Consider the following 12,398-nt stretch of genomic DNA (forward strand, 5'->3'; position numbering starts at 1 on the left):
ATAGGTGACCAGATCGGCCAGGGAGCCCTTGCCCACGGAGCGGGTGTCGGCGTTGAGCAGATAGGGTGGTAACTCGTCGAGCAGGATCAGGGTCGGCTCGTCGCCGATGATCTCGATCCACTTCTGCTCGTCGACACCGCGAGGGCCGTCGATCCAGTGCGGGCGTATCAGCTCGGCCTGATCCAACTGCTCGCCGATCTCGCCCCAGATGTAATGGTCTGGATCGTTGCGGCCGTTGAAGGCAGCGATACGGGCGTGGTCGAACCCCAGCCGCTCCGTGAGATCGGCAGGCAGCACACTCGGGCGCAGCTCCGGGTGTCTTGCCAGCAGACCGAGGGCCACCATCAGGTGCGTTTTGCCCCCGCCCATGGCCTGGGCCAACTCGAACGCGGCCTGGTCGGACTGCCCCGAAAGCCGTAATAGGGCCTCGCGAAACAGTGCATCCATGCCTTGCGTGACATAGTTACGAGCGAAGAACTCTTCGCCGCTGCCCTCTTCGTTGATCAGATCAGAGAGGTTCTCGATGGCCTCCGTCATCCGATAGTCATGGACCATCGGATGGATCTTGCAGACATCCCGAACGGTTCCCAGCATGCTGATCTCCCAAAGCGCATTTGCGCGGGTTCACTCAGTCTTGCGCGCGGATACCCCGCTTTCTCGTTCCCGTTCTTTCTTCTAGGAGTGCCAACCCGGCCCTTCTCCCTGGGGTTCCTGGTCAAGCACGTAGAAAGGGGAACCGCTGTACAGCGGTTCAAGCCAGGCATCTTCAAACCAAAAGATCCGGCCTTCCTTCGTGCGCACGACCTCAACGACAGGACGCACGTGGCCCGTCGAGATCTCGACTGCCAAGGGGCAGCGTTGTTATGAAGCGGTAACCAAGTCTATGGGGTGCCCAGGATTTGGTGTTCGTATCGGAATAGCAAAAAATTCCCGCGGTCCCATGCTCCTAGTCTAGGACACTCGCCGCGCAGCATGGCGTAGAGGAGCTGGATGGTGGTGATGACCACCTTGGCGTCCGGGTCGATCCGGTTCGAGTGCAGGTGCTGGACGATATAGGTCTTGTCGAACTTGCGCCCCGAGCCGGGCGGCTCGTAGTTCTGGTACTCGCGCGGGGTCTGGTCGCCCAGATTGTTACGGTCCACCAAGAAAAGGATGCGCCCGGCCTTGGCGTGCTTGAGCAGACGGTAGCTGAAGGTACAAGCGGTGAAGGTCTTACCGGCCCCAGTCGCCATCTGTTTGAGGGCGCGGGGGGCGTCACGGTAGAGCGATTTCTCCAGTCCCTCGATGGCCTCGATCTGGCAGTCGCGCAGACCCGTCTTGTCCGGGGAAGGCATGGCCCGAAGACGGGCGCGCAGCGTGTCGCCCTGTTTGAGCCAGGCAAGCAGGGCCTCGGGCTTGTGGAAGGCGAAGACGCGGCGAGAGCGCGGATGCGGGTCGCGCATATCGCAAAAAAACGTCTCCTCGCCGGTGGTCTCGTAGTCAAAAAAAAGTAGTCGTTCCAGCGAGCCAGATGCTGTGGAACAGGCACCATGTACTTCACCTATTGATCGGGAACACCGCTGAGAGTCGCCCCGGTCTTCTTAGCCTCGACAACGCCAGCGGCCTTGCCTTGCACAAAGAGCAGGTAGTCCGCCGCGCCGTTGGGAAGCTGGAACTCGCGGACTGCGACACCGAGGGAGGCATTTCGATTGAACTGATCTCGATCTTGTATGACCCAACCTGCCGATTCGAGAAGCGAGTCAATCTTTATCCGTGCTTTCTGTTCTGGTTGTAGCACCTAGGACTGACCTATCAATGGCGGATCCGAATACACACGCAATAATCAAATAATATCTATGTCTATGTCAGTGTCCACGAAGGCATGGATTGTTTGCTCTAATGTGTTAGCCAGCGCCATTCCCACGGCGGAATAGGATTCGGTTCTTGCCACGGTCCTGCTGAGATTGCTCAGAAGCATAGTTTTTATAGTGCCAGGCTAATCCACCTTCAATCTCGCGCGGGTTTATATCTTGATCGGCCAAAAGCATTTTACCCACGATCCTTCCGTATCTGTCGCTCTTATTCCAGTCAACTACGACGAGATGACCGGCGACTGCGTCCGCCAGGTTTTTCCCGGACTTTCGTTCGTATGATTGTTTCCGTCCTGGGGCATCTATTCCTTGGAGCCGTACCCTGTGCTGGTCGTTGGAGGCATCGAGAACGGTGACGGTATCGCCGTGGGCGACCTTTCCAGTGAGAGGTGCTGAATTAGCGAAGGAAACGAAAAGTATTAGACCAGCGATCAGGAGTTTCATATTTTTATTCGCAATGGATACTTTTAGCTCCTGTTTCTGATGGTTTCATTTGACAAGTTCACGCTGAAGGTCGCGACTACTAGTATTCTTAGTTATTACCTTCTCCTCTGCATTATTATGGAGGCGGTTCCGCAAGCATACGGTCCGTGTGATTTTAGGTCATTTAGCTCATGTTCAATATCTTCTTGTCGGCCTATCTTACTTGTCCAACGTCCATTCGGTAACTGGCGTGCTACGTGTTGAAACTGATTTTTCCGCACGTAAAGCGCCAACTTCTCAACTCCATTCTCGAGGTCGGGGTCTTCTGTCACTTCAAACCCCTGAGTCTCAAATAGACTAATAAAAGTCCGCGGGGATAAGTCGTGCGGGATATTTTCCGGCCAATAGTAAGGAGGAAATGGTGCCGGTATTACGATGCCATATGGTTCCCACCACCTTTCCGTATCTCTGAGTGCCCAAGCGACGCAATTGTAATTAGGGTCGATTTCGCTTGTGATCGTTCTATTTGTAGTTCTAAGGTTTGGAAATATTCCGTTTAACTCTCTAAGTGGCATATTTACGCTGCCCCCAGCGAATCCAAAGTTCAGCAGCCTCATCTACCGTGCCAGTGAAATCCGTCGGTATGGGGTTCTCCCCTGTCAATTGCGCCAGGGCATAAAACCAATGATCAGGCTGACGATTTAATTCGTCGAGAACAAACGGAACAACACTCGGCCCCATACTGAGAATTCGCCGGTAAGCTGGGTGTTGCAGACGTAAAGATAGGAATGACTGGTGTGCCGTGTCTTTTCTCCATTGATCAGCTAATTCCCTAACCAAAGCTTTGGTACCGATGGCGACGGTAAGTGGTCCGCTGCTGATGTATAATTGATTCGGGTTAGTATGTTGCGCCGGCCCATTTTGAAATCCATAAGCCGGTCTGGTTTCGTCAATTTTGAGCGCGAGCATATTTACCTCAATTCGTCTCTTTTCTTTAGCTTTTCCAATTTCCTCCGACGGTCTTCAAAGCTTTCAAGTTCTTGATCTAACCAGTTACGTAGGTCTCTTGCCGTATCCTCGTTCATGAAAAGGTCGACTTCCATTAGCCTTACAATTCCTTCTTTGCTCTCCCGTTTCTCGACAACTTCCTTTCCGAGAGTGCCGTCCGGTAAGATCTCATGTATTGTCTTTTTCGGAATAGGGCCGCGCTCAGTGAAAAGAGCTATATGCAGAAAGCCTTTGGTAGTTAACCCGCCTATAGCCCCATCTACATGGACCGAGCGGAAATCCGATCCTTTAATGTAATTAAAAACAACGGCTTGGTTTTGATTAGATGTATCCATTGGATCGAAATTAGCCGGTAACTGTGTGCCTTTCTTCTCTTGTAGAAGCCAAACAAACAAAGTATATGTTAGTCGATTCAGGCGTTAAATGATGCCTGCAATCACAAGCAATTACAGCTCCACCATCCTGCTGCTATGACTTTCCTGCATGAGCCGACCGGCCAGCACCCACCCCCTGAACGGCGCACACTCCACCTTAAAGTACCGGCTCAATGCCTAGCCTCACAGGGACAATTGGCGACCACATCATGTTCAGAGTACGAAGTTGGCCGGTGGTAGAAGGCTAGCTCCCACCCGATCAGGATATTGATGTGTGTTTGGATTGGTAGAAGGGGGTACTTCGCCGACAATGCGTATGCATTTTCCCCAGCACCGTTGGAAAGGAAAATTCGAGCTGAGGTTACCAACTAGTTACCATGGCTGGAGCCTGAAAATAACTCCGTTCGGTAACTATCTGATTTAGTGGTGGCTATGGGTGGACTCGAACCACCGACCTCAGCATTATGAGTGCCGCGCTCTAACCAGCTGAGCTACATAGCCAAAAGTGGATTGCGGAAGATACAGAAATTGACTGGGGCGCGCAAGATCCGGAACCGCGTCGTCAGGCCTGGATTCAGACATTGAATCGAAAGTGGACCACGTCACCTTCCTGCATGACGTAGTCCTTGCCCTCGAGCCGCCACTTGCCGGCCTCCTTGGCGCCATGTTCGCCCCCGCAGCCAACGAAGTCGTCGTAACCCACGACCTCGGCACGGATGAATCCCTTCTCGAAATCGGTGTGGATCCGGCCCGCGGCCTGCGGCGCTGTCGCGCCCGTCTGCAGGGTCCAGGCCTTGACCTCCTTGGGCCCCGCGGTGAAAAACGTCTGAAGATTTAACAACTCGTAGCCCGCCCGAATCACACGGTTCAGACCGGGTTCCTCCAGTCCCATAGAGTCCAGGAACTCCTGCCGGTCCGCCTCGTCCAATTCCGAGATCTCGGCCTCGATCGCGGCACAAACTGCCACCGCAACCGAGTTCTCGGCCGCCGCCAGTTCCCTTACCACATCCAGCATGGGATTTTCGGCAAAACCGTCCTCCGCCACGTTGGCCAGGTACAGCGCGGGTTTCGCTGTGATCAGGTGTAGCTCGGCGATTGCCTCGTCCCGGTCCGGATCGGGGCCCATCGATCTGACGGGCCTGCCGGAATCCAGGTGCTCGCGCACCTGTTCGATCAGGGAAAGCCTGTGCTTGGCATCCTTGTTCCCCGACTTGGCGTTGCGGGAGACCCGAGCAATCCCACGCTCCACGGTTTCGAGGTCGGCCAGCGCCAGCTCGGTGTTGATGACCTCGGCGTCAGAGGCGGGATCGATCTTGCCCGCGACATGGGCCACGTCGTCGTCCTCGAAACAACGCAACACCTGTGCGATCGCGTCGGTCTCACGAATGTGGGCGAGAAACTGGTTGCCGAGCCCCTCCCCCTTCGAGGCGCCCTCGACCAGACCGGCGATGTCCACGAACTCGATCGTCGTCGGTACGATCTTTGCCGGATTCGCGATCTCCGCCAGCCGGTCCAACCGGGGGTCCGGAACGGGAACGACGCCGACGTTGGGCTCGATGGTGCAGAATGGATAGTTCTCCGCGGCGATACCGGCGGCGGTGAGCGCATTGAACAGGGTCGACTTGCCGACGTTCGGCAGTCCCACGATGCCACACCTGAATCCCATGCCTTATCTACCCTCCGTGTGCAAACGATGCATCGACCGCTCCATTTCGCCCGCGATCAACAGCGGCATAAGGGCCACCGACTCCTCGACGTTGTTCATGATGAGGTCTTCCTCGCCTCGCGGGGCGCGGGAGAGGACATAGCCGACGACCTGGTCGCGGTGACCGGGATGACCCACACCCAGCCGCAAGCGCCAGAACGAGCTTCCCAGACAGTTGATGATATCGCGCAGCCCGTTGTGTCCCCCGTGGCCACCACCGCGTTTTAACCGCGTCGTGCCCGGCGGCAGATCGATCTCGTCATGAGCGACCAGAATCCGCTCCGGGGGAATCTCGAAATAGGAGGCGATCGCGCACACGGACTGTCCGCTGCGATTCATCATGGTGCCCGGTTTGAGAAGCCTGACGGGCAGCCCTGACACGTCGACGCGGCACGCTTCGCCGAAAAATCGTGCCTCTCGGAACCAGGCTCCATGATACTGTTCTGCGACCCGGTCCACGAACCAGAACCCGGCGTTGTGCCGGGTTCGTTCGTAACGCTCGCCCGGGTTGCCGAGTCCGACAACCAGGGCGATACCGGGACTGTCGCTCACGCAGTGTAGTGGCTATTCGCCAGATTCGACGCTCTCGCCACCTTCTTCGTCCACACCCGGTTCATCGGTCGTGGAAACGCGAGTCGGATTGATGGTCACCACGGCATGGTCACGCCCCTCGCCGTGGCCCAGCTCGACCAGCTTCACACCTTTAGGCAAGGTGATGTCGGACAGGTGGAGCGAATCGTTGAGATGCAATTCTGTAAGATCCACCTCGATGAACTCCGGTAGATCTCTCGGCAGGCAGGTAACCTCGATATCGGTCAGCAGGTGACTCACCGTGCCGCCCTCCTGTTTGACGCCGAGCGAGATGTCTTCATTGATGAAATGCAGCGGCACGTTTACCCGGACCTCCTGGTCCGCACTCACGCGAAGCAGATCCACGTGCAGGATCGTCGGCTTTGCCGGGTGGCGCTGCAGGTCCTTGAGCAGCGCGCTCTCGTCCTTTTCACCGACCTTGACGGTGAGGACATGTGAATAGAACGCCTCGTTTTCGAGACTGTGGATCAGGGCGTCATGGTCCAGGCTGAGTGCCTGCGGGTCCTTGCCGCCCCCGTAGATGATCGCCGGCACCTTGCACTCTCGACGCAGGCGGCGGCTCGCACCTTTCCCCATGTCGTTGCGCGGTTCGGCAACCAGAATAAACTCGTCACTCATTGCTTTTTCAACTCCGTTAGTAACAGCCTGGCATGGCCAGGACGTTTGGGGACCCCTCCGCGACCAGAGGGGCGGCCTTCCGGTCCCTGCACCGATCCCATATTTGAATACCGGCGATTCGACGTCAGCGCAACCGAGCCGGCACCCAGACGGAGTCCCGATAAATGGGGGACAGATCCGGCGCATGGGCCCAAGGGAGGGCTTTATACAGAATATGCGGCCCGAGGGAAAGTTCCGGACTCGGCCGTCAGTCCATGAACAGCGAACTGACCGATTCCTCGTTGCTGATCCGGCGAATGGATTCCGCCAGCATAACCGCGACGCTCATGGTGCGGATCTTGTTACACTCGCGCGCCGCCTTAGAGAGCGGAATGGTGTCCGTCACGACCAGCTCGTCCAGTGCGGACGCCTCGATGTTTTCGACGGCGTTCCCAGACAGCACCGGGTGGGTCGCGTAGGCCAGAACCAGGCTGGCGCCATGTTCTTTCAGCGCGGCGGCGGCCTTGCAGAGCGTCCCAGCGGTATCGACCAGGTCATCGACAATGACGCAGCTCTTGCCCTCGACCTCCCCGATGATGTGCATGACCCTGGACTCGTTCGTCTTCGGGCGCCGCTTGTCGATAATCGCCAGTTCGGCGTCGTCGAGCCGCTTGGCCAGCGCCCGGGCACGCACCACCCCTCCAACGTCGGGTGAGACGACGATCAGATTGGGATGCTTCTGACGCCAGATGTCTCCCAGCAGGACCGGCGATGAATAGACATTGTCGACCGGCAGGTCGAAAAAGCCCTGGATCTGGTCGGCGTGCAGGTCCACCGTCAGGACGCGATCGGCCCCCACGCTCGTGATGAGATTGGCGATGACACGCGCCGATATCGGGACACGGGCCGAACGGACGCGGCGGTCCTGTCGCGAATAACCGAAATAGGGGATGACCGTGGTGATGCGACCCGCCGACGCCCGCCGCAGGGCATCCACCATGATCAGCAGCTCCATAATGCTGTCGTTGGTCGGGCGGCAGGTTGGCTGAACGACAAAGACGTCCCTGCCGCGGACGTTCTCCTCTATCTCGACACGAATCTCGCCATCGGTGAACTGATCGACCAGGGCCTTTCCCAGTGGGAGCGCCAAATGATCCACGATATCGCACGCCAATCGCGGATTGGCGTTTCCCGTGAAGATCATCATGCCCGATTCAGCGCCTGTCATTGTCGCTACCTTGTACATTGTACATTCTAAATCATAAGGTCTGGGAATCATCGAGGTTTCGCCTGCTTCACAACAGCGAACTTGTCGATGCGATTGCATCCTGCCGTCCTACTATACCCGTCACGGACAGGTTTTCCCGGCACACACGCCCTCTTCGTCCCGTGGCAGCGTTGCGATTCCTTGCAATAGAGTGGCTATTACGCGTCATCGCGTCTTGCCACGAAACGAATAGGACACACACTTTCTCGTGAAAACCTGTCCGCGACGGGTATATCAACAGCGCGACGACCTGTCTGGCTGGGCCGGCAGGATTACTCCGGGCTCCCTGCCCTCCGCCCTGCGGGCCCGCTGCGCGGTTCAAAATCGCTCCAGGCGATCTTGTCGAACCTCTTCCGGTTCGCATCCTGCCGTTCACACCCGACGCCATACTATCGACAGGGCAACGACTTGTCTGGCTGGGCCGGCAGGATTCGAACCTGCGAATGCGGGGATCAAAACCCCGTGCCTTACCGCTTGGCGACGGCCCAGAATCAGGTTCACCGGATGTGAGTGCCCGGTGTTTAGGCGATTTCTGTCAAATGACATACCATTCTGCTTGTCTTTTCGTCCGTCCGCTGTGTTGCGACAACAGTGACATAGTCCGACTATGCGCCGGTTGTCGCGCCTTGATGACGAACGATCCCGGCGCGGCGCTGTCCCTGCTTTGCTTGGGCACCGGTCTTGGGCTTCCTGCCCAAGCCGTTCACTGCTTCGCAGTTCACCCGGCGCAATCCGGTATGCCATTTTCCGGCAATCGCCTTAGACATGCTTAGAGGCTTCATTCAATGTGTCAGTGAAATACGTCGACAGGGGATCGGTCGATTCCGCGCGCAGCGAACGCATTCCAATCACCCGGGACCGCAACAGCGACGGCGGCGGCCTGATCCTCGGAACGGTAGGCCGAAAACACGCAACTGCCCGTTCCGGTTAGTCTCGCGGGCCCGTCACTGCCGCCCTGTGCGTCGAGCCAGTCGAGCGCTCTGGAGACACTGGCATATCGATCCCTGACAAGGTTCTCAAATACGTTGATGCCGACCCCCGCCAAAAATTCGCTTATTCTTATTCTCTCGCAGTTACGTGTCAATTGCGGTGCAGAGAACAGCTCCGCGGTGGAGATCTCTACCTGAGGTGCGATCACGACATACCAACGGGGTGGCAACCGAACGGGACTGAGCCGCTCACCGATACCCTCACCCCATGCGCTGCGTCCCGCCACAAATACGGGCACGTCGGCCCCGAGACGGAAACCGAGTCTCCCCAGTTCCTCCCGCGACAGTTTGCAGTCCCACAGGCTATTCAGGGCCAGAAGCGTCGTGGCGGCGTCCGAACTCCCTCCGCCGAGCCCGCCTCCCATCGGCAGTCGCTTGTCCAGCCGGATGTCCACACCGGCGTGGATGCCCGCGGTCTCTTTCAGCAGGCGCGCCGCACGCACACACAGGTCTGTATCGACCGGAACGCCGGGCAGGGGACCGATCCGATTTATCTGTCCATCGTCGCGAAGATCGAATTGGAGCTCGTCACCGTAGTCAAGAAGCTGGAAAAGGGTCTGCAGCTCATGGTATCCGTCGGCGCGACGGCCGGTGATATGCAGAAAGAGGTTGAGTTTGGCGGGAGCGGGCCAACGGTTCATTTTCTGCTGGCCAGGCGGGCGGGGTTTTCGAGCTCCCAGTCGCTCACAATCAGCTTGATATCCAGATCTCGGTTCGAAAAAGTCATTCGGGCAGGCATATCCAGGGGAGAGACCGGGCTGTACCGGCGATAACTGACGTCCCAGCCACCTTGGGCGAGATGGACCAGTCGGCCCGCTTGGTCGAGCTGTAGCGAGTTCTCCCCGCTGCCGGGATCGGGGACACCCAACACCCAGTAGCGCATGCCCGAGAGCGGCAGCGACCAACCGAGCACCTGGCGCATCAGCGACTCGGGGTCCGCCGCCTGCGCATTTCCCCCTCGGGACGTGGTCAGGTGTACGCCGCGCGAATCGCCGCGGATATCGGCAACCTTTCGCCCCAGGGGATCGAGCACCTGGATCTCGAAATAGTCGCCGTCCTGCCGCCAATTCAGGCCCGACTGCCATCCTTCGTCCCCGTGACGGATCGCGACGCGACCATTGAACGCCCAGTGCGCCCAGCCCGACAAGCGGGCGATTCTCTGTTCCCACGCCAACTGTGATGCGCCATCCGGTAGACGTTCGGGGGGCGTCCGGCACCCCTGAAACACTGACGACAGCGCCAGCAGCAGAAGCAGTAGTTGCGCGGGCGAGGCGCTCGCGCGCTGCCCCGGGATGCTCGCCACGAAAGACCCTGATGCGCGACTACTTGAATCGCTGCTCGAGTTCCAGGAGATAGTCGTGTTCCGGGTTGCTCTTGAGGGCTTCGTTCAGCATGTTCCTGGCCTCGGCGCGGTCGCCCCGAATCCAGATCGTCTCGCTGAGATGCCCTGCAATCTCGGGGTCGGGCAGAATCTCGAAGGCCTTGCGGAGAAACTGTTCTGCCTGCTCGTAGTTGCCCATCCGGTACTGAACCCAGCCCATACTGTCGATGACCGTCGGGTCGTCCGGACTCACCTCGAGCGCGCGCTCGATGTAACCGAGCGCCTCCGGTATGCGCTCGTTGCGGTCCGCAAGGGTAAACCCCAGCGCGTTCAGCGCCGTCGCATTATCCGGATCCTCGGCCAGTATCGTCTGAAGATCACGTTCGAGCAGATCGATCCGGTCGAGCTTTTCGGCCATCAGCGCCCGTGCATACAACAGATCACCGTCGGCGGGGTGCTCCGTCAATGCCCGGTTGTAGAGTTTCATCCCTTTGCCATACAACCCCGCGTCGCGCAGCAACTGGCCCTCGGCAAGATACAGCCTGACGGAATCCCCAGGATTGCTGACCTTTGTCCGCATACGTTTGAGTTGTGTGCGGGCCCGTTGCAGATCGCCGTTGGCCGCCATGATCGCGGTGGCCCTGACCTGGGCATCCAGCAGGTACTCCCCGCCTTCGACCCGCAGGTACGAGGCGATGGCCTCGTCCGACCGATCCCTGGCCTCCTCGACCCTTCCGAGGTAGTAATAGCCCTCGGCGGCCCGTTTGGGGCTGGTCGTAAGGCGCCTGAAATACTTTGCGGCCTCGTCGTAACGCTGGTCCTGCAGATTCAGCAACCCCAGCATATACATCAGGTCCTCGTTACCCGGGGCCTCGCCCGCGAGTTCCTCGAAGACCACTCTAGCCTCGCCATATTCCTCCGCGCTGACCAATAGCCGACCCAGATTGAGGCGAATCTCCACGCTCTTCGGATTCAGCGCCGCAGCGCTCTTCATGTCTCGAACCGCCAGCGACGGTTTGTCCAGCCTGAGGTAGGCCTGCGCGCGAACCAGCAGTGCGTCGGCAAATTCGGGCTGTATTGCCAGGACGCGGGAACTTTCGCGTACGGCAAGCCGGTAGTCTTCGATATTCAGGGCAAGGGTGGCGTAGGCGAGGTGCGCCCACGGATCATTCTCGTGCCGGGATGAGAGCAGGCCCATGGCCTCGAGGGCTGAACTTCCATCGTCTTCCTTGGCCAGCGAAGCGCCGATGACCAGAAATCCCTTGCCTTCTTCGACATCGACCGCGTCGAGCATCCGTTCGAAATAGGGTGTCGCCTGATGGGGATCGCCAGTCCTGACGTACAGTAGACCCAGCGTCTGCAGCGCCTCGGGGTCTTCAGGTGCAAGCTCCACCCAACGCGTGGCGGCCTTCAAGGCATCGCCGTCCGTGCCGCCGGCATACAGCGCGATTCGGGTTGCCCGCGCGGAGACCTCAGGATCGTTGCTGAGTTCCGCCGCCCGTGCGTAGAAATCCGTCGCCTGTTGGAGGTCCCCACCGTGCCCGGCGAGTTCGCCCGCCATCAACTGAAAGAGTAACTCGCTCTCAGGAGACGAGTATTCAGCCGCGACGGCGTTTCCCGCAGACTCCGTAAAACCCGCGCCTTCGCCCGGTGAAACGCGCAACGAAGCGCATCCGGGGAAAAACGCCGACAGGAAAACAAGAATGGTCAGGGGTTGCCTGAGTAGCGTAGGAGACATCAAATGAAAGGAACCGCTTTTGGAAGAAGTGTTAAATATACCTGAGTTGATCCAACCCGGAAACATCAATAGTTTAGCGCGACTTGGGCCATGAATGGGCCATTTGAGAACAATTTGGTCGCTTATTCTGGCCTTACGGACCAATTTTACGGCCGTGATCTTGCCGGCAATGCAGCCCTAGGACCGAGCTTTCCATCGAACCTCTGCTTTATGACAAGGAGCCCAACCGATTTGTTCTGCTCGGCGATTATTCTCCCGGTCGACTTCGGTAGGGATTCATACCTTATCACAGCTCGTCTCCCCCCGCCGCCGAACAGCGCCTCGGCCTTCGCTCCGTGGCGCGTCGTCGGTATCTACCGTGCGCCGCCCCGCCGCCGTTTTCGGCTCCTTTCCAAGTACGCCCTGGCCGTAGTCTTCGCGACCAAAGGGACGGGGACGGGCGCCGTCGAGCCAGGAGCGCAGCGCCTCGGCTACCCGTCACACCCCCGGCAGGATCGAACAGCGCCGCGCGGCGGGACCACGGAAAATACCGGGC

12 protein-coding genes and 2 tRNA genes are annotated in these 12,398 nt (G+C 58.6%); all 14 read right to left on the reverse strand.

Annotation, left to right across the window (positions count from 1 at the left end; genetic code table 11):
- A partial coding sequence (locus LJE91_06645) for an AAA family ATPase (GenBank protein MCG6868407.1) occupies window positions 1–594 on the reverse strand: 594 nt, incomplete at its 3' end.
- Between the two features lie 287 nt (window positions 595–881).
- Window positions 882–1,442 (reverse strand): DEAD/DEAH box helicase family protein, encoded by a 561-nt coding sequence (locus tag LJE91_06650; GenBank protein ID MCG6868408.1) that lies wholly within the window; start codon window positions 1,440–1,442, stop codon window positions 882–884.
- Between the two features lie 441 nt (window positions 1,443–1,883).
- Window positions 1,884–2,294, reverse strand: coding sequence for a thermonuclease family protein (locus LJE91_06655; protein MCG6868409.1), 411 nt, complete (start codon window positions 2,292–2,294; stop codon window positions 1,884–1,886).
- 543 nt (window positions 2,295–2,837) lie between these two features.
- Window positions 2,838–3,242 carry a hypothetical protein gene (locus LJE91_06660; GenBank protein ID MCG6868410.1) on the reverse strand — a complete coding sequence of 135 codons (405 nt, stop codon included), beginning with the start codon at window positions 3,240–3,242 and terminating at the stop codon, window positions 2,838–2,840.
- A 2-nt stretch (window positions 3,243–3,244) separates the two neighbouring features.
- Window positions 3,245–3,616, reverse strand: a complete 372-nt coding sequence (locus LJE91_06665) for a hypothetical protein (GenBank protein ID MCG6868411.1) — start codon at window positions 3,614–3,616, stop codon at window positions 3,245–3,247.
- A 463-nt stretch (window positions 3,617–4,079) separates the two neighbouring features.
- Window positions 4,080–4,156 (reverse strand) — tRNA-Met (locus tag LJE91_06670).
- Between the two features lie 73 nt (window positions 4,157–4,229).
- Entirely contained in the window at window positions 4,230–5,321 is a 1,092-nt protein-coding gene (ychF, locus tag LJE91_06675; GenBank protein ID MCG6868412.1) for a redox-regulated ATPase YchF, read from the reverse strand.
- Between the two features lie 3 nt (window positions 5,322–5,324).
- On the reverse strand, window positions 5,325–5,912 hold the full coding sequence (pth, locus tag LJE91_06680) for an aminoacyl-tRNA hydrolase (GenBank protein ID MCG6868413.1): 588 nt from the start codon (window positions 5,910–5,912) through the stop codon (window positions 5,325–5,327).
- A 12-nt stretch (window positions 5,913–5,924) separates the two neighbouring features.
- The gene (locus LJE91_06685) at window positions 5,925–6,569 is read right to left on the reverse strand and encodes a 50S ribosomal protein L25/general stress protein Ctc (protein MCG6868414.1); all 645 of its coding nucleotides are present in this window, start codon (window positions 6,567–6,569) and stop codon (window positions 5,925–5,927) included.
- 247 nt (window positions 6,570–6,816) lie between these two features.
- On the reverse strand, window positions 6,817–7,755 hold the full coding sequence (locus LJE91_06690) for a ribose-phosphate diphosphokinase (GenBank protein ID MCG6868415.1): 939 nt from the start codon (window positions 7,753–7,755) through the stop codon (window positions 6,817–6,819).
- 473 nt (window positions 7,756–8,228) lie between these two features.
- Window positions 8,229–8,303: transfer RNA gene (locus LJE91_06695), tRNA-Gln, on the reverse strand.
- 302 nt (window positions 8,304–8,605) lie between these two features.
- Window positions 8,606–9,445 carry a 4-(cytidine 5'-diphospho)-2-C-methyl-D-erythritol kinase gene (ispE, locus tag LJE91_06700; GenBank protein MCG6868416.1) on the reverse strand — a complete coding sequence of 280 codons (840 nt, stop codon included), beginning with the start codon at window positions 9,443–9,445 and terminating at the stop codon, window positions 8,606–8,608.
- Entirely contained in the window at window positions 9,442–10,107 is a 666-nt protein-coding gene (lolB, locus tag LJE91_06705) for a lipoprotein insertase outer membrane protein LolB (protein ID MCG6868417.1), read from the reverse strand. The genes ispE and lolB overlap by 4 nt, the downstream gene beginning before the upstream one ends.
- Window positions 10,108–10,126: 19 nt before the next feature.
- Window positions 10,127–11,788, reverse strand: a complete 1,662-nt coding sequence (locus tag LJE91_06710) for a tetratricopeptide repeat protein (protein ID MCG6868418.1) — start codon at window positions 11,786–11,788, stop codon at window positions 10,127–10,129.
- Window positions 11,789–12,398: the final 610 nt, after the last annotated feature.

Source organism: Gammaproteobacteria bacterium, from assembly GCA_022340215.1.
Classification (GTDB): Bacteria; Pseudomonadota; Gammaproteobacteria; order JAJDOJ01; family JAJDOJ01; genus JAJDOJ01.

What these genes read in the sequence shown, in the direction of transcription:
- LJE91_06665 (MCG6868411.1), bottom strand. Translation starts at nt 3,616, where the DNA reads ATGGATACATCTAATCAAAACCAAGCCGTTGTTTTTAATTACATTAAA.
- ychF (MCG6868412.1), bottom strand. Translation starts at nt 5,321, where the DNA reads ATGGGATTCAGGTGTGGCATCGTGGGACTGCCGAACGTCGGCAAGTCG.
- LJE91_06660 (MCG6868410.1), bottom strand. Translation starts at nt 3,242, where the DNA reads ATGCTCGCGCTCAAAATTGACGAAACCAGACCGGCTTATGGATTTCAA.
- LJE91_06655 (MCG6868409.1), bottom strand. Translation starts at nt 2,294, where the DNA reads ATGAAACTCCTGATCGCTGGTCTAATACTTTTCGTTTCCTTCGCTAAT.
- LJE91_06650 (MCG6868408.1), bottom strand. Translation starts at nt 1,442, where the DNA reads ATGCGCGACCCGCATCCGCGCTCTCGCCGCGTCTTCGCCTTCCACAAG.
- LJE91_06685 (MCG6868414.1), bottom strand. Translation starts at nt 6,569, where the DNA reads ATGAGTGACGAGTTTATTCTGGTTGCCGAACCGCGCAACGACATGGGG.
- ispE (MCG6868416.1), bottom strand. Translation starts at nt 9,445, where the DNA reads ATGAACCGTTGGCCCGCTCCCGCCAAACTCAACCTCTTTCTGCATATC.
- LJE91_06690 (MCG6868415.1), bottom strand. Translation starts at nt 7,755, where the DNA reads ATGATGATCTTCACGGGAAACGCCAATCCGCGATTGGCGTGCGATATC.